Raw genomic sequence first — 16,743 nt, forward strand, 5'->3', positions numbered from 1 at the left:
GCGTGCGGAGAACGCATGCGGCCAACAGCGTCCGGTGACCGCGTGACGGCAGCCGTTCCGCATCCCACCACTGAATCGATGTTGCCCGAGGGGGGCATTCCGTTGACCCTGTACGACCTTGTCGCGCCCGGTCTCGATCTGCGCGGTGAACCGCGTTACCGGATAGCCGAGATACGCGCGGCCGACCCGCTCGGCGCCGACGCGCTGCTCGCCGCGCTGCCCGCGATGAACGCCGAGGCCGATGTGCCCGCGCTCACCGTCGCCCTGCGCACCCTCGTACCCGACCCCGACCGGGTCGCCGCGCTCGGCGTCACCGACGCGCTCGCCGCCATGCGCGACCTCGGCATCCTCCTGGGCTCCCTCAAACGCCACGGCACCGAACCCGTCGCCGCCGTGCCCGAAGTCCTGCCGGTGCTCGAGGAGCTGGGGCGGCGCACCGACATGGTGCCGCGCGACACGGTGCACCACTACACGACCTGGAACCCGCTCGGACCCCGGCAGCGGATGTACACGGGCGACAAGATGGAGAGCAACCTCCAGGACGCCGTGCGGATGGTCTTCCCGAGCCTCGTTGCCGCGCTCGACACCTGCGCGGAACTGGCCCGCCTGGAACCGTACGAACCCGGCTTCGCCCTCGCGCTCGACCGTATGGCGCAGCATGTGCAGTCCATGGTCGACTCCATCGACTTCACCGTCGCCAATGTCTCACCGGTCTTCTTCGCGCAGGAGATGCGCTCCTACTTCGAGGAGATCGACGTCGCGGGCCACGAATACCTCGGCCCGGCCGCCGCCCAGGTGCCGCTCTGGCTGGTCGATCTGACGCTGTGGCAGTGCGACCGCAGCAACCCCGCATACGACGAGTTCCTCCGCGAATCGGTGCAGTACAGCCTCCCCTCCTGGCGCGACCACTACGCCAGGCACCAGGGCGGCACCTCCACCGTCTCCAAGCTCTCCGCCGCCATCAGCTGGGAGGCGGTCGACCGGCTGCCGCCGCAGCTCGCCGCGTCCGCGGTCTCCCTCACCCGGGTGCTGCGCATCCTCAAGACCTTTCGCGCCCGCCATATGACCGTCGCCCGCAAGGCGTACAGCGACGAGGTGCGGCTGTACGAGATGGGCAGCGGCGGGGCCCCGATCGCACTGCTGCGCTCGGTGCTCGATCTCACCAGGGACAACGAGACCCTCGTACGCCGCTCCGTCGAGCGGCCGCACACCCCCGCTGCCTGACCGTCCCAGGAGGTCCGTCCCCCATGACCCACATAATGATCGCCGGCGGTGGCATCGCCGGCCTCACCGCGGCACTCGCCCTGCACACCGCCGGATTCGAGAGGATCACCGTCGTCGAGACGGCCCGCCGGATCCAGCCGGTCGGCGCCGGGCTGAACCTCATGCCCAACGCGGTACGCGAACTCGACGCGCTCGGGCTGCTCGACCGGCTCGAGGAGCTGGCCGTACGCACCCGTGAGCTGCGCTACTACCACTGCCGCGGCGGACTCGTCTCCCGCGAGCCGCGCGGTCTCGGCGCCGGATACCACTGGCCGCAGCTCTCCATCCAGCGCGGCGACCTCCAGCTGGCCCTCGCCGACGCGGTACGCGAACGGCTCGGCCCCGGCGCGCTCGTGGGCGGCGTCCGGGTCATCGGCGTCGACCCGCTTCCCGACGGCCGGCCCCGCGTCCAGCTGGAGCACCACGACGGCGCACGGCGCGGCAAGGCCTCCCTCGAACCGGATGTCCTCATCGGCGCCGACGGTATCCGCTCGGCCGTGCGGGCCGCGCTCAACCCCGGCGAGGGTGAGCCGCCGTGGAACGGCATGCTCGTCTGGCGCGGTGTCTCCCGCATGCCTGCCCACCAGGCCGGGACGTTCATGTTCATCGCGGGCGACGACCGGCAGAAGGCCGTGGTCTACCCGATGACCGAGCCCGCCGGGGACACCGGCGAGGTGCTCGTCAACTGGGCGCTCGCGATGCCCGCCGACTCCATCGACGACGCTACGCGCGGAGACTGGAACCGGCCGGTGCCGGTCGCCAAATTCCTGCACCACTACGAGGGCTGGGTTTTCGACGGCGTCAGCGTCCCCGAAGTGCTCCGGGCCGCCGACACCGCCTTCGAGTACCCGATGGTGGACCGCGAGCCGCTCGCGCGCTGGTCGTACGGCCGTACGACGCTGATCGGCGATGCCGCCCACGCCATGTACCCGATCGGCTCCAACGGCGCGACCCAGTCCATCGTCGACGGCCGCGCGCTGGGCCACGCCATGGCCCGGTACCCGGATCCGGTGGAGGCGCTGGCCGCTTACGAGGCGGACCGCAGGCCCGCCATGACCGAGCTGCAGCGGGCGAACCGGCAGCTGGGCCCCGAGGTTGTCATCAATATGGCTCATGAGCGTGCGCCGGACGGCTTCACCGACATCCACGAGGTGATACCGGCGCGGGAACTCGCCGAGATCGCCGCCCGGTATGCGGCGACCGGAGCCTTCGACCCGGAGACCGTCAACCAGGGTTCCCCGTACGGCATTTCGGTGCCTTCGCCTCGCTGAGTGCCCCCGCGGGCGCCCGTCGGACGACCGCGCGCCGTGGTTGAGGTGGCTCGGCTACCACTACCGTCTGGGGTGACGGAGAGGCGCACACCGTCGTGCGTCCCCTCGGATGCGTACCTCCCCTGCGAAGGTGGGACCCGTGAAGGCCATTCGTCGATTCACCGTCCGCCCCGTCCTCCCCGAACCGCTCAGCCCGCTCAGCGATCTGGCGCGCAATCTGCGCTGGTCCTGGCACACCGAGACCCGTGATCTCTTCCAGGCCGTCGACCCCGAGGGATGGCAGGCGGCGGGCGGCGACCCCGTGCGGCTGCTCGGGGCCGTGTCCGCCGCCCGACTGGCCGAGCTGGCCGGAGACCGGCGCTTTCTGCGCAGACTGACCGCCGTGGCCGACGACCTGGACGACTATCTGCTCGGGCGCAGGTGGTACCAGGCACACAGCGGCACCTCCGATGTCATCGACCCCGATGCGCCGGAATTCCCGGCCGCGGTCGCCTACTTCTCACCGGAGTTCGGCGTCACCGCCGCGCTCCCGCAGTACTCCGGCGGCCTCGGCATCCTCGCCGGCGACCATCTCAAGGCAGCCAGCGACCTCGGCGTACCCCTCATCGGCGTCGGGCTGCTCTACCGCCACGGCTACTTCCGCCAGTCGTTGTCCCGCGACGGCTGGCAGCAGGAGCACTACCCGCTTCTCGATCCGAACGAGCTCCCGGTGAGCCTGCTGCGGGAGGCCGAGGGGACGCCCGTCCAGGTGTCTCTCGCGCTGCCCGGCGGGCGTTCGCTGCGCGCGCACATCTGGGTCGCCCAGGTCGGCCGCGTACCGCTGCTGATGCTCGACTCCGACGTCGAGGAGAACGGCCCGGGCGAGCGCGATGTCACCGACCGGCTGTACGGCGGCGGCAGCGAGCACCGGCTGCTGCAGGAGATGCTGCTGGGGATCGGGGGAGTACGGGCGGTACGTGCGTACTGCCGGCTGGCCGGCCACCCCGCGCCCGAGGTGTTCCACACCAATGAGGGGCACGCCGGCTTCCTCGGCCTGGAGCGCATCCGCGAACTGGGTGACACGGGCCTCGACTTCGACGCGGCGCTGGAGGCGGTCCGGGCCGGGACCGTGTTCACCACACACACGCCGGTGCCCGCCGGGATCGACCGCTTCGACCGTGAGCTCGTCGCCCGCCACTTCGGCGACCGCGGGGAGCTGGCCGGAGTCCCGGTCGAGAAGGTGCTCCAGCTCGGTATGGAGACCTATCCGGGCGGCGAGCCCAATCTCTTCAACATGGCGGTGATGGGGCTGCGGCTGGCCCAGCGCGCCAACGGCGTTTCCGTCCTGCACGGGGCGGTGAGCCGCGGTATGTTCGCCGGCCTGTGGCCCGGCTTCGACGCCGAGGAGGTGCCGATCACCTCGGTCACCAACGGGGTGCACGCGCCGACCTGGGTGGCTCCCGAGGTGTTCCGGCTCGGTGCGCGCCAGATCGGCCCGGGTCGCACCGAGGACGCCCTGTCCGTGGGCGACTCCGAGCGCTGGGACGCCGTCGCGGACATCGCGGACGCCGACATCTGGGAGCTGCGCCGCGCGCTGCGTGAACAGCTGGTCCTGGAGGTACGGGAGCGGCTGCACGCCTCCTGGCGGCAGCGCGGCGCCGGCGCGGCCGAACTGGGCTGGATCGAGGGGGTGCTCGACCCCGACGTGCTGACCATCGGGTTCGCCCGCCGGGTCCCCTCGTACAAACGGCTCACTCTGATGCTGCGCGACCGCGACCGGCTGATGGAGTTGCTGCTCCACCCCACCAGGCCCATCCAGATCGTCGTCGCCGGCAAGGCGCATCCGGCGGACGACAGCGGTAAGCGGCTGGTGCGGGAGCTGGTGCGGTTCGCCGACGATCCGCGGGTCCGCCATCGCATCGTCTTCCTGCCCGACTACGGCATGGCGATGGCGCAGAAGCTCTACCCGGGCTGCGATGTGTGGCTGAACAATCCGCTGCGGCCGCTGGAGGCCTGCGGGACGAGCGGGATGAAGGCCGCGCTGAACGGCTGCCTCAACCTGTCCGTGCTCGACGGCTGGTGGGACGAGTGGTTCGAGCCGGACTTCGGCTGGGCCATTCCCACCGCGGACGGCTCGGCCACCGACGACGACCGCCGCGACGAGCTGGAGGCGGCCGCGCTGTACGAGCTGATCGAGGAGCGGGTGGCACCTCGCTTCTACGACCGCAACGGCAGCGGACTGCCCGAGCGCTGGATCGAGATGGTCCGCCGGACGCTGACCACGCTCGGTCCCAAGGTGCTCGCCGGCCGCATGGTGCGCGAGTACGTGGAGCGGTTGTACGCCCCGGCCGCCCAGGCCCACCGGTCCCTGAACGCGGACACCGCAAGCGAGTTGGCGGCCTGGAAGTCCCGGGTGCGCAGTGCCTGGCCGCGGGTGGCCGTCGACCATGTGGAGGCCCTCGAACAGGCCGCGCCCGCGGGCACGGCCGAGCTGGGCTCCACCCTCGCGCTCCGCGTACGGGTCGCCCTGGGCGGCCTTCAGCCGGACGATGTGGAGGTGCAGGCGGTGGCGGGCCGGGTCGACTCCGACGACGCGATCGCCGGCGCCCAGACCACCCCGCTGAAGCCGACGAGCGGCCCCGACCTGGATGGCCGCTGGGTGTACGAGGGCCCGCTCGCACTCGACCGTACGGGCCCCTTCGGCTACACGGTGCGGATCCTGCCGGACCACCGACTGCTCGCCGCCAGTGCGGATCTGGGGCTGGTCGCGCTGCCGACGGAGGCCACGGGGGAGGGCGCGGGCGTGCTGATGCGCTGATCAATGGGGTTGGTGCGCTGATTCACGGTGATGTCCGCGCACCGCCGCAGGGCGAACCCGGCCGCATCCGCGGCCGGGTTCGCCCATGTGTACCGCCCGAGCTTTCAGCGACGGGATTGACCCGGCCTTTCTTCACACCTTGAACTCGAAGCCTTGACGTGCTCATGGGATGCCTTTAGTTTCCTCACCCATCATGGCGTTCACTCTCACGCTCAACGTTCATATGAGTGAACCCAGTTGGAGGGAGATCCCCACCGGAAGGCCACCCCCCATGCGTACCGGATCACGCGCTCTGCGCAGACCAAGAGCGCTACTGCTCGCCCTCGCCGCAGTCCTGGCGTCAGCCCTGGCCGCGGTGCTGACAGCCCCGGCATCAGCTGTCAAGGACACCGCTCAACAGGCCGCCGCACCCGCGGCGTTCACCCACCCCGGCGTGCTCGTCAGCCGCCCCCAGCTCGACTTCGTGAAGGCGAAGGTCAAGGCCGGCGCCGAGCCCTGGAAGTCCGCCTACGATCAGCTGCTCAGCAGCAAGTACGCCTCGCTGTCGCGTACCGCCAAGCCTCGCGCGGTCGTCGAGTGCGGCTCGTACTCCAACCCCAACATCGGCTGTACGGACGAGCGCGAGGACGCCATCGCCGCGTACACCCTCTCGCTGGCCTGGTACATCGGCGGGGACAGCCGGTACGCCAGGAGATCGATAGAGATCATGGACGCCTGGTCCGCCGTGATCAAGAACCACACCAACAGCAACGCCCCGCTGCAGACCGGCTGGGCCGGATCCTCCTGGCCCCGGGCCGCCGAGATCGTCAAGTACACCTACAGCTCCTGGCCGAACTCCGGTCGCTTCGGCACCATGCTGCGCACTGTCTACCTCCCCGAGGTCATCAACGGCTCGCACTCCAACGGCAACTGGGAGCTGAGCATGACGGAGGCCGCGATCGGTATCGCCGTCTTCCTGGAGGACCGCGGCGCCTACGACAAGGCCGTCGCCACATTCCGCGGCCGCGTTCCCGCGTACATCTATCTGACCTCGGACGGCTCGCTGCCGAAGACCGCACCCGGCTCCGGTCTCAACACCCGCGACAAGATCATCAAGTACTGGCAGGGCCAGTCGACGTTCATGGATGGTCTCAGCCAGGAGACCTGCCGCGACCTCACCCACACCGGATACGGACTCTCCGCCGTCTCGCACATAGCCGAGACCAGCCGTATCCAGGGCCGGGACCTCTATCCGGAGGTCGCCGACCGGCTCCGGCTCGCGCTCGGGCTGCATGCCAAGTACCAGCTCGGCACGCCCGTGCCCGGCAACCTCTGCAACGGCAGCCTCAAGGACAAGCTCGGCCCCGTCACCGAGGTCGGCTTCAACGCCCTGCACAACCGCATGGGCGTCGACATGAGCAACACCCAGCGCCTCACCGAGCAGCAGCGGCCCGCGGGCTCGAACAACCTGTTCGTGGCGTGGGAGACCCTGACGCACGCCAACAACCCCGCGTAGAACGCGGAAGCTGCCCGGGAGCTCGGCCCCCGGGCAGCTTCTTGCGTCAAGGCTCAGACCGTTCGGTCGGTTTTAGAAGGTGAGCTTGAAGCTGTTGATGTAGCCGGTGTCCCATGCCGCCTTGTCCTGGACCCGCAGCTTCCAGGCGCCGTTGGCGACCTCGGAGGAGGCGTTGACCGTGTACGTCGCCTGGACGTTGTCCGCCGAGTCGGAGGAGCTGAACGGCTTCAGGTTGTACACCGTTCCGTCCGGGGCGACCAGGTCGACGACCAGGTCCCCGCGCCAGGTGTGGACGATGTCCACGCCCACCTTGAGGGTGGCCGGGGCGTTGCCCGTACGGCCCGTGACGTTGACCGTCGAGGTGACAGCCGCGCCGTTGTCCGGGATCGCGACGTCAGCGGTGTTCTCGAAGACCGTGCCGCCGGGGTCCGGGTCGCCGCCGCCGGGGCGGGCGCCGACGTTGATGCCGGCCCACGCGTCGGTCACGGACTTGACCTCGGCGCTGGTGGCTCCGTACAGCTCCGTCGCCACCGCGATGGTGCCGGTGCGCGCCGCCGCGTAGTTGGTCGTGGAGTTGAACTTCGTGGTGAGCGCCTTGAACCAGATGAGCGAGGCCTTGTCGCGGCCGATGCCGGTCACGGGCAGACCGTCGGAGGTCGGCGAGTCGTAGTTGACGCCGTTGATGACCTTGGCGCCGCTGCCCTCGGAGAGCAGGTAGTACCAGTGGTTCGCCGGGCCCGAGGAGTAGTGCACGTCGATGCCGCCGAGACCCGAGTACCAGGCGTCCTTGGACGCGCCGTCCTTGCTCGGCTTGTCCATGTAGCGCAGCGGGGTGCCGTCGCCGTTGATGTCGATCTTCTCGCCGACCAGGTAGTCACCCTTGTCCTGGGCGTTGTTGGCGTAGAACTCGACGGCCGCGGCGAAGATGTCGGACGTCGCCTCGTTGAGACCGCCGGACTCGCCGCTGTAGACGAGCTTCGCGGTGGCGGCGGTGACGCCGTGGGTCATCTCGTGCGCGGCCACGTCGATGGACGTGAGCGGCTTGGCGTTGCCCGAGCCGTCGCCGTACGTCATGCAGAAGCAGCTGTCCTGCCAGAACGCGTTGACGTACGCGTTGCCGTAGTGGACACGGGAGTACGCGCCGACACCGTCACCGCGGATGCCGGAGCGGCCGTGCACGTTCTTGTAGTAGTCCCAGGTGAGTCCGGCGCCGTAGGCGGCGTCCGCGCCGGCGGTCTCCGGGTCGGAGGCCTGGCCGTTGCCCCAGACGTCGTCCGCACCCGAGTACAGGGTGCCGGTTCCGCTGGAGCCGTGGTTCAGGTTGTACGTCTTGTGGTTGCCGCGCCCGGTGTCGGTGAGGTTGTACGTGGAGCCGGACTGCGCGCTGCCGAGCGTCACCGAGCCGCTGTACTGCGTGTTGCCGGTGCCGTTCTCGACGGCCTGCCACTCGAAGAGCTTCTTGCCGGTGGAGGCGTCGGTGACGACGTGCAGCTCGTTCGGGGTGCCGTCGTCCTGGAGGCCGCCGACGACGGTCTCGTATGCGAGAGTCGGCGTGCCCGACGCCAGCCAGACCACCTTGCGCGGTGCGCGGTCGGCCTTGGCCTTCGCCGAGCCCGCCGCCTTGGCCGCGCCCAGCGCCTGCTTCTCGGCGGTGGCGGGAGCGACGTCGGCGCTCGTGTCGATGTTCTTCAGGACCGACCTGGAGGCCTTGCTGACCGACTCGGTGGCGCCCGTCTTGGTCTCGGCGACCACCAGGTCGCCGCCGAGGACCGGGAGTCCGGCGTAGGTGCGCTCGTAGCGGGTGTGCGTGGTGCCGTCACGGTCCTGCGTGACGTCCCGCACGACGAGCTTCTCCTGGGCGCTGAGGCCCAGTTCCTTGGCGGTCGCCGCCGTGGTGGCGCTCGCCTTGCGGATCAGCTCGGCGCGCTGCGCGGGGCTGAGGTTCAGCGGCAGGGCGCCGGGGTCGGCCTTCCCTGCCCTCGCTGCCGCCGAGGCGGCGGTCGCCGCCGGTTCGGCCGATGACGTACCCGTCTGGAATCCGACCGCCAGGAGGGCGGCGGTGGCTATGAGAGCTCCGGTTGCGGTGGTGCGCCGGCGAGGCGTGGGTCTCACGCGAACTCCTTCTGCGAGGGGGGTACCGGTCGGCTGGGTGGGGCCGGCCGGGCAGAGCATGCGGAGCGTGTGGTAATGGGTCGGGGGAAGAGTCCCAGGACTGAACGCCCCCTGTCAGGACCGCGTCAACAAGTTGGCTGGAAATCGTCCGCTGCGTGAATAGTCATGTTCGTTAAGCGGACGTTTCGTTGATCATCACCGCGATGCCGTCGAGCGTTCGGCGCAGCCCGAACTCGAAGAGCGTTTCAAGGTCCAGCTCGAACTCGTCCTGTATGAACAGAGTGTTGAGCAGCGGATAGTTCCCGGTCGCGGCGATCGCTTCGAAGTGTGGCTCGTTCCGTGCCATCCACTCGTCGTCCGACATTCCGGTGTCCTGCTCCGCCTGGGTCTCCAACTCCGCGGCCATGGCCAGCCCTTGGACGTACGCGAAGAGCGCGAGGTGGGTGTGGAACACCTGGAAGGGGGTCAGGCCGGTGCCGAGCAGGGCGCGCAGCACCCACTCGGTGTACTTCATCGCGTTCGGCGAGACGGTCGGCCGGGTGATGGAGGCCATCGCCTGCGCCATCCACGGGTGGCGGGCGTATACGGCGCGGAGCCAGCGAGCGGCGTGCTCGAGCGCCTCGCGCCAGTCGGCCGGAACCGGTCCCATCGGCTTTTCGCCGCAGACCGTGTCCGTCATCAGCCGGATCAGCTCGGCCTTGCCGGGCACATGCCGGTAGAGCGCCATGGTGGAGGTGGAGAGTGAGGTGGCGATCCGCCGCATGGAGAGCGCGGGCAGGCCCTCGGCGTCGGCGAGCGCGATCGCGGTGTGCACGATGCGCGCGCGGGTCAGCCCCGGCTCGACGGGCGCGCCGACCGGGTGGGCCGAGGTGTGCGGCGGGTGCGCGGCGGCGGCCTGGGTGACCACGGTGCCGACGCCCGGCACGGGTCGTACGAGGCCCTCCTGTCGCAGGGCGGCCAGGGCCTTCGTCGCGGTCGCCATCGCCACGCCCCACTCCTGGGTGATCGCGCGGGTGGACGGGACGCGGTCGCCGGGGGAGAGCTCGCCGGAGGCGATACGGCGGCGCAGCTCGGTGGTGATCCTCAGATAGGGCGGTTCGGTCTGCATGGCGGGTGAGTGTACTAGTGCACAGCTGACGCCGTACGCCCCCATGACCTGTGAATTTACTGGGCTGTTGGGTGAAGCGCACTAGGGTGCACCAGGGGGTTGTTTGCGGTGTACGCAGACGGCTGCTTCGCTCCCCGTATGTCACCTGACGCACACACCGCGGGCCCGCGCGCCGGCCGCCGCGAATGGACCGCCCTCGGCGTCCTGATGCTGCCCCTCCTTCTGGTCTCCATGGATGTCTCCATCCTCTACTTCGCCATCCCTGCCATCAGCGAGGATCTGCAGCCCGGCGCCACGCAACAGCTGTGGATACTCGACATGTACAGCTTCGTCCTCGCCGGACTCCTCATCACCATGGGCGCGTTGGGCGACCGCGTCGGCCGGCGCCGGGTGCTCGTCGCGGGCGCGGGACTCTTCGGCGCCGCCTCGGCGGCCGCGGCGTACGCACACAGCCCCGGTGCCCTGATCGGCGCCCGTGCGCTGCTCGGCGTCGGCGGCGCGTGCCTGATGCCGTCCACGCTCGCCCTCATCCGCAACCTCTTCAGGGATGCCAAGCAGCGCTCCACTGCCGTCACCCTGTGGACGATGGTCATGGCCACCGGCATCTCGTTCGGCCCTGTCGTCAGCGGCGCGCTGCTCGAACACTTCTGGTGGGGCTCGGTCTTCCTGATCAACCTGCCCGCGATGGCGCTGCTGCTCGTGCTCGCGCCGCTGCTGCTGCCCGAGTTCAGGACTGAGGCGCGCGGGAAGTTCGACGTACTGAGCGCGTTCCTCTCGCTCGCGGCGCTGCTTCCGGTGATCCATGGCATCAAGGAGCTGGCCAAGCACGGCTACGAGACCCTGCCCGCTCTCGGCATCACGGCCGGCCTCGCGATCGGCGTGCTCTTCGTACGCCGTCAGGGCCGGCTGCCGCATCCGATGGTGGACCTGGCGCTCGTCCGCCGCCCGGCGTACGGGGGTTCGGTGCTGGTGAACCTCCTCGCGATGGCCGCGACCGTCGGCTTCGCGGTCTTCATCACCCAGTACCTCCAGGCGGTGCTGGGCAAGAGCCCCTTCGAGGCGGCACTGTGGAGCCTGGTGCCGGCGATGGGTGTGATGCTCGCGGCGCCGACGGGCGCGGTGCTTGCGCGGCGCGTCGACCGTTCGTATGTGATGGGCGGCGGGTTCCTGGTCTCCGCGGCGGGCTTCGCGTGGCTGACCCAGGTGCGTACGGACTCGGCGCTCGGATGGGTCCTGGTGGCGTGCTCGGTCTATGCGGCGGGGCTGGTCACCGCGATGACACTCGCGAACGAACTGGCCCTGGGCGCGGCCCCGCCCGAGCGCGCGGGTGCGGCGGCGGCGGTCCTGGAATCGGGCCAGGAGCTGGGCGGCGCGCTGGGCATGGCGATCCTGGGCTCGATCGGCGCGGCGGTGTACGGCCACGACATGACGGGTGCGGCGGGCGCGGGGCGGGAGACGCTGGGCGGCGCGACGGCGGTCGCGGGGCACTTGCCGGCGGATGCGGCGGAGAGCCTGCTGGTGGCGGCGCGGGAGGCGTTCACGCACGGGATGGGTTATGCGGCGGCGGGGGCGGGGGCGTTGATGGGGTGCGCGGCGGCAGCGTCGTTCGCGCTGCTGAGGGGCGCGCGGGAGGAATGTGCGGCGGAGGTCCTGGCGGGGTGAGGGGGCGCGTCCCCCTGCCAGGGACGGGGGCGGGGCCTCTCGGGCGCCCGCGGAGGGAGGCGGGTGGGTCAGCGGGTGGTGAGCACCATCCGGAAGCGCGCGGCGCCGGACATCATCCTTTGGTACGCCGCATCGGCCTGGTCCAGCGGCACGATCTCGGTCATCGGGCGGATCCCGTGCAGGGCGCTGAACGCCATGGTGTCCTGCACGTCCTGCGCGGTGCCGGACGGGTGGCCGCGGATGATCTTGCCGCTCATGAGGAGTTGGTTCGGGCTGATTCCCAGCGGCTCGGCATCCGCGCCGATGGTCACCAGCTCGCCGCGGGGGCGGAGCCCTTCCACGGTTGCCGTGATGGCGTCGGAGTTGGCGGCGGTGGCCAGGACCACCTTGGCGCCGCCGAGGGACTGCAGCGCGTCCGCGACGCTGGTGTCCGCCGTGCTGTCGATGTAATGGTGCGCGCCGAGTTGCTTGGCGAAGTCGGCCTTGGCGGCTCCGCGGGCGATGGCCACGGTCTCGAAGCCCATCGCGGCGGCGTACTTCACCCCCAGATGGCCGAGGCCGCCGATGCCGAGTACGGCGACCAGGTCGCCCGGCCGGGCGGAGCTGCGCCGCAGCCCGTTGTACGTGGTCACCCCCGCGCAGGCCAGGGGCGCCGCATCGGTCTCCGCCAGCGCGTCGGGGATCCGGGCCAGGGCGTCCTGCGGTGCGATCACCTTCTCGGCGAAACCTCCGTCGTACGCCCATCCGGGGACCTTCAGGTTCTCGCACACTATGAAGTCGCCCTGTCTGCAGGGGGTGCAGTGGCCGCAGCTGCCGCCGAACCAGCCCACCGCCACCCGGTCGCCCACCTTCCAGCCGCTGTATGTTCCCTCGCCGAGCTCCTCGATGCGCCCGGCGATCTCATGCCCGGCGACCAGCGGAAACCGGACGCCCGGCAGCAGGGCGTTCACGAAAGCGGCGTCGCTGTGGCAGATCCCGCAGGCCTCCACGGCAATCCGTACGTGGCCGGGGCCCGGCTGAGGTACCTCACGCTCGACGATCTCCAACGGACCGCCGACGGCGCCGACCTGCGCGACTCGATACGTGCTCATCTGGATCTCTCCCGGGTACGGGTAGGAAAACCCCCGAACCAGCAGACCAGCTCCGGACCGATCGCGCGCGCCGAATGGAGCGAGCCCCGTCGACATCAGCCGCCGGATACACGCCCGCACGCGCCGGCGCCGACGACGCACCGCAACCTCACCCCACCACGCTGTCCCGCCACGCCCGGTGCAGGCCCGCGAAGCGGCCCTCCCCGGCGATCAGCCGGCCCGGCGCGCCGTCTTCCACGATGCGGCCGTGCTCCATCACGAGCACCCGGTCCGCGATTTCCACCGTCGACAGGCGGTGCGCGATCACGACCGCCGTGCGCCCGTGCAGCACCGTGTCCATCGCGCGCTGCACCGCCCGTTCGCCGGGGATGTCGAGCGAGCTCGTCGCCTCGTCGAGGATCAGCACCGCCGGGTCGGCGAGCAGCGCGCGGGCGAAGGCCACCAGTTGTCGCTGGCCGGCGGAGATCCGGCCGCCCCGTTTGCGTACGTCCGTGTCGTAGCCGTCCGGCAGGCCGCTGATGAAGTCGTGCGCGCCGATCGCCTTCGCCGCCCGCTCGATCTCCTCGCGGGACGCGTCCGGCCGCCCGATCGCGATGTTCTCCGCGACAGTCCCGGAGAACAGGAACGCCTCCTGGGTCACCATCACCACCCCGCGCCGCAGCTCCGGCGTCGCCAGCTCGCGCAGCTCGACGCCGTCGAGGAGGACCCTGCCCTCCGTAGGGTCGTAGAAGCGGGCCAGCAGCTTGGCGAGCGTGGACTTGCCCGCGCCGGTCGAGCCGACGACGGCGACGGTCTGGCCGGCCGGGATCGTCAGATCGAAGCGGGGCAGCACCTCGCCGCCGGTGCGGTAGGCGAAGCGGACGCCGTCGAAGACGACCTCGCGGCCCGGGTGGCCGGAGCGGCGGGCCGGCAGTTCCTTCGGGTCCTGTGCCTCCGGGACGGACGGGGTCTGGGCCAGCAGGCCCGCGATCTTCTCGAGTGAAGCCGCCGCGGACTGGTAGGAGTTGAGGAACATCCCGAGCCGGTCGATCGGGTCGTACAGACGCCGCAGATAGAGGACGGCGGCGGCCAGCACACCGAGCGCCAGCGTGCCGTCCGCGACCCGGTACGCGCCCCACAGCACAATGCCGGCGACAGCGATGTTGGCGACGAGCCGGGAGCCGACGACGTAGCGCGCCATCTCCAGCAGCGCATCGCCGTTGGTGCGCTCATGGCGGTGGTTGAGGGCCTGGAACTCCGCGTCGTTGGCGCGCTCGCGGCGGAAGGCGCGAACCGGCCGGATGCCGTTCATCGTCTCCGCGAACTTGACGATGACGGCGGCGATCGCCGTGGACCGGATGCTGTAGACGGCTTTGGCGCGGTGCTGGTAGAGCCGTACGAGCAGATAGAGCGGGACGAACGAGAGCACCGCGAGCCCGCCGAGTCCGAGGTCCAGCCAGAGCAGCATCGCCGAGATGTAGACGAAGGCGAGGACGACCGTGATCAGTTCCTGGAGGCCTTCGCTGAGCAGCTCCCGCAAGGATTCGACATCGGTGGTCGACCGGGAGATCAGCCGGCCCGAGGTGTACCGCTCGTGGAAGTCGACGCTCAGGGCCTGCGCGTGGCGGAAGATCCGGCCGCGCAGATCGAGGAGGACGTCCTGGTTGACGCGGGCGGCGGCGCGGATGAAGGAGTACTGCAGGACACCGGCGCCGAACGCGCACAGGGCGTACCCGACGGCGACGGCGATCAGCGGCCCGTAGTCGTGCGTGCGGAAGGCCGGTACGCCGCGGTCGATGGCGTACGCGACGAGGAGCGGACCGGCCTGGACGGCGGCCTGCTGGAGCAGCAGGAGCAGCGCGGCGGTGGTGACGAACCGGCGCCGGGGTGCGAGCAGCGACCGCAACAGAGTGCCGGTCGCGCCCTGCGGCGCGGGCAGGGCATCCCGGTCGAACGGGTCGTCCCTGACCGGCGCCGGCTCAGGTACGGGCGGCGTCGCGCCGCCCGTACGGTCGTCCTCGCCGTTGGCGTACGGCTCGGTGGTCGTCGATGACGACGTCATCGGGCACCCTCCTCGGCGTCGGTCTCCTGGGCATCCGCGCCGGACATCAGCCAGGCGTACTCCCCATTCGTACGCAGCAGTTCCTGGTGAGTGCCGACCGCCGCGATCCGCCCGCCCGACAGCAGCGCCACCCGGTCCGCCAGCATCACCGTCGACGGGCGGTGCGCCACCACCAGCGCCGTCGTGTCCTCCAGCACCCTGCGCAGTGCCGCCTCCACCAGCGCCTCCGTATGCACATCCAGCGCCGACAGCGGGTCGTCGAGCACCAGGAAGCGCGGCTGCCCGACGACCGCCCTGGCCAGGGCCAGGCGCTGTCGCTGTCCGCCGGAGAGGCTGAGGCCCTGCTCGCCGACCTGAGTGTCGGCGCCGTGCGGCAGCGACTGCACGAACCCCGCCTGCGCGATGTCCAGGGCCCGGCCCAGTTCCTCGCCGCCCGCGCCCTCCGCGCCCATCAGAACGTTCTCGCCGACGCTCGCCGAGAACAGCGTCGGCTCCTCGAAAGCCACGGACACCAGCTCGCGCAACCGCTCCCGGGGCATGGCCGCGATGTCCTCCCCGTCCAGCGTGATCCGGCCGGCGGTCACCTCGTGCAGTCGCGGTACGAGCGCGGTGAGCGTGGTCTTACCGGAGCCGGTGCCGCCGACCAGGGCCATCGTCTCGCCGGGCCGTACCCGCAGATCGATGCGGGCGAGCACGGGCGCGGCGCCGTCGGACGCGTCCGGGTAGCGGAACTCGACGCCCTCGAACCGGAGCCCGTCGGCGCTGCCGGCACCGGGCTCGTGCGCGGCCCCGGACTCGTGCGACCCCCCGGACGACTCCTCCGCCGCGTCCATCACCTCGAAGTACCGCTCAGTCGCCGTCGCCGCCTCCTGGCTCATCGCCAGCAGAAAGCCGATCGACTCCACCGGCCAGCGCAGCGCCAGCGCCGTCGACAGGAACGCGACCAGCGTGCCCGCCGACAGCGCGCCGTCGGCGACCTGGATCGTGCCCAGCACCAGCGCCGCGCCGATCGTCACCTCCGGGATGGTCGTGATCAGCGCCCAGATCCCGGCCAGCAGCCGCGCCTTGCCCAGCTCCGTACCGCGCAACCGCTCCGAAAGCCCCCGGAAGGCGCGGGCCTGGCTGCGGTGGCGGCCGAAGCCCTTGATGATGCGGATGCCGAGCACGCTCTCCTCGACGACCGTCGTCAGATCGCCGACCTGATCCTGCGCCTGCCGCGCGACGATCGCGTACCGCGACTCGAAGACGGAGCAGAGAATCACCAGCGGCGCGATGGGCGCGAGGAGTACGAGCCCCAGCGTCCACTGCTGGCCCAGCAGAATCACATAGCCGACCAGGATGGTCGTCGCGTTGACCAGCAGGAAGGTCAGCGGAAAGGCCAGGAACATCCGCAGCAGCATCAGATCCGTCGTGCCGCGCGAGAGCAACTGCCCAGACGCCCACCGGTCGTGGAAGGCCACCGGCAGCCGCTGCAGATGCCGGTAGAGATCGGCCCGCATGGCCGCCTCCACGCCGGCCAGCGGCCGGGCCACCAGCCACCGCCGGAAACCGAAGAGCAGCGCCTCGGCGACGCCCAGCAGCAACAGCACCAGCGCACCGAGCCAGACCCCGCCGGGGTCCCGGTCGGCGACCGGGCCGTCCACCATCCACTTCAGGACGAGCGGGATGACCAGGCCGAGACAGGAGGCCACGACGGCTACAAATGCCGCGCCGAAAAGGCGCGTTCGGACGGGGCGTACGTACGGCCACAGCCGCAGCAGCGAACGCACGGCGGACCGGTCCCTGGTGGCTGCATGTTTTTCCGACATCAGCGGCGAGCCTACGGTTCACCACTGACATCGCTCATCCGATTTTGCCGCCACCGGGTCGTATCCCGGCAGCGGCGCAGCCGCTGCTGCCCGCC

General features: G+C 70.7%; 10 protein-coding genes. 5 read left to right on the forward strand and 5 right to left on the reverse strand.

The genetic code is table 11. The features are described from left to right. The first annotated feature begins 78 nt into the window (after positions 1 to 78). From ACFYXH_RS19325 to ACFYXH_RS19340, 4 genes are all read left to right on the forward strand, one after another. The gene (locus ACFYXH_RS19325; protein ID WP_389564150.1) at positions 79 to 1,224 is read left to right on the forward strand and encodes a monodechloroaminopyrrolnitrin synthase PrnB family protein; all 1,146 of its coding nucleotides are present in this window, start codon (positions 79 to 81) and stop codon (positions 1,222 to 1,224) included. Between the two features lie 23 nt (positions 1,225 to 1,247). Next, positions 1,248 to 2,534, forward strand: coding sequence for a flavin-dependent oxidoreductase (locus ACFYXH_RS19330; protein ID WP_389564153.1), 1,287 nt, complete (start codon positions 1,248 to 1,250; stop codon positions 2,532 to 2,534). 139 nt (positions 2,535 to 2,673) lie between these two features. Next, positions 2,674 to 5,331, forward strand: a complete 2,658-nt coding sequence (gene glgP / locus ACFYXH_RS19335; RefSeq protein ID WP_389564156.1) for an alpha-glucan family phosphorylase — start codon at positions 2,674 to 2,676, stop codon at positions 5,329 to 5,331. A gap of 271 nt (positions 5,332 to 5,602) precedes the next feature. Beyond that, positions 5,603 to 6,826 (forward strand): alginate lyase family protein, encoded by a 1,224-nt coding sequence (locus ACFYXH_RS19340; RefSeq protein ID WP_389564158.1) that lies wholly within the window; start codon positions 5,603 to 5,605, stop codon positions 6,824 to 6,826. A gap of 72 nt (positions 6,827 to 6,898) precedes the next feature. Here ACFYXH_RS19340 and ACFYXH_RS19345 read toward each other — a convergent pair whose 3' ends face one another. Together ACFYXH_RS19345 and ACFYXH_RS19350 are read right to left on the reverse strand one after the other, a co-directional pair. Then, the gene (locus tag ACFYXH_RS19345; RefSeq protein ID WP_389564162.1) at positions 6,899 to 8,938 is read right to left on the reverse strand and encodes a M4 family metallopeptidase; all 2,040 of its coding nucleotides are present in this window, start codon (positions 8,936 to 8,938) and stop codon (positions 6,899 to 6,901) included. Between the two features lie 172 nt (positions 8,939 to 9,110). Next, positions 9,111 to 10,046 carry a TetR/AcrR family transcriptional regulator C-terminal domain-containing protein gene (locus tag ACFYXH_RS19350; RefSeq protein ID WP_389564165.1) on the reverse strand — a complete coding sequence of 312 codons (936 nt, stop codon included), beginning with the start codon at positions 10,044 to 10,046 and terminating at the stop codon, positions 9,111 to 9,113. Between the two features lie 138 nt (positions 10,047 to 10,184). Between ACFYXH_RS19350 and ACFYXH_RS19355 the strand changes: the two genes are divergently transcribed. Next, entirely contained in the window at positions 10,185 to 11,708 is a 1,524-nt protein-coding gene (locus ACFYXH_RS19355; RefSeq protein ID WP_389564168.1) for an MFS transporter, read from the forward strand. Between the two features lie 68 nt (positions 11,709 to 11,776). Here ACFYXH_RS19355 and ACFYXH_RS19360 read toward each other — a convergent pair whose 3' ends face one another. The 3 genes from ACFYXH_RS19360 to ACFYXH_RS19370 all read right to left on the reverse strand — a co-directional run bounded on the left by ACFYXH_RS19360 (position 11,777) and on the right by ACFYXH_RS19370 (position 16,648). Beyond that, a complete protein-coding gene (locus ACFYXH_RS19360) occupies positions 11,777 to 12,799 on the reverse strand; it encodes an alcohol dehydrogenase (protein WP_389564172.1) in 1,023 nt (340 codons plus the stop codon). A gap of 148 nt (positions 12,800 to 12,947) precedes the next feature. After that, on the reverse strand, positions 12,948 to 14,840 hold the full coding sequence (locus ACFYXH_RS19365; RefSeq protein WP_389564175.1) for an ABC transporter ATP-binding protein: 1,893 nt from the start codon (positions 14,838 to 14,840) through the stop codon (positions 12,948 to 12,950). Further along, positions 14,837 to 16,648 carry an ABC transporter ATP-binding protein gene (locus tag ACFYXH_RS19370; protein ID WP_389564178.1) on the reverse strand — a complete coding sequence of 604 codons (1,812 nt, stop codon included), beginning with the start codon at positions 16,646 to 16,648 and terminating at the stop codon, positions 14,837 to 14,839. Before ACFYXH_RS19370 ends, ACFYXH_RS19365 begins: the two co-directional genes overlap by 4 nt. Positions 16,649 to 16,743: the final 95 nt, after the last annotated feature.

It is taken from the genome of Streptomyces sp. NPDC002730, from assembly GCF_042888805.1.
Lineage (GTDB): Bacteria > Actinomycetota > Actinomycetes > Streptomycetales > Streptomycetaceae > Streptomyces.

Coding starts and splice junctions, on each gene's coding strand:
- ACFYXH_RS19325 (WP_389564150.1), top strand. CDS start 79: ATGTTGCCCGAGGGGGGCATTCCGTTGACCCTGTACGACCTTGTCGCG.
- ACFYXH_RS19330 (WP_389564153.1), top strand. CDS start 1,248: ATGACCCACATAATGATCGCCGGCGGTGGCATCGCCGGCCTCACCGCG.
- ACFYXH_RS19340 (WP_389564158.1), top strand. CDS start 5,603: ATGCGTACCGGATCACGCGCTCTGCGCAGACCAAGAGCGCTACTGCTC.
- ACFYXH_RS19350 (WP_389564165.1), bottom strand. CDS start 10,046: ATGCAGACCGAACCGCCCTATCTGAGGATCACCACCGAGCTGCGCCGC.
- ACFYXH_RS19355 (WP_389564168.1), top strand. CDS start 10,185: ATGTCACCTGACGCACACACCGCGGGCCCGCGCGCCGGCCGCCGCGAA.
- ACFYXH_RS19360 (WP_389564172.1), bottom strand. CDS start 12,799: ATGAGCACGTATCGAGTCGCGCAGGTCGGCGCCGTCGGCGGTCCGTTG.
- ACFYXH_RS19365 (WP_389564175.1), bottom strand. CDS start 14,840: ATGACGTCGTCATCGACGACCACCGAGCCGTACGCCAACGGCGAGGAC.
- ACFYXH_RS19370 (WP_389564178.1), bottom strand. CDS start 16,648: ATGTCGGAAAAACATGCAGCCACCAGGGACCGGTCCGCCGTGCGTTCG.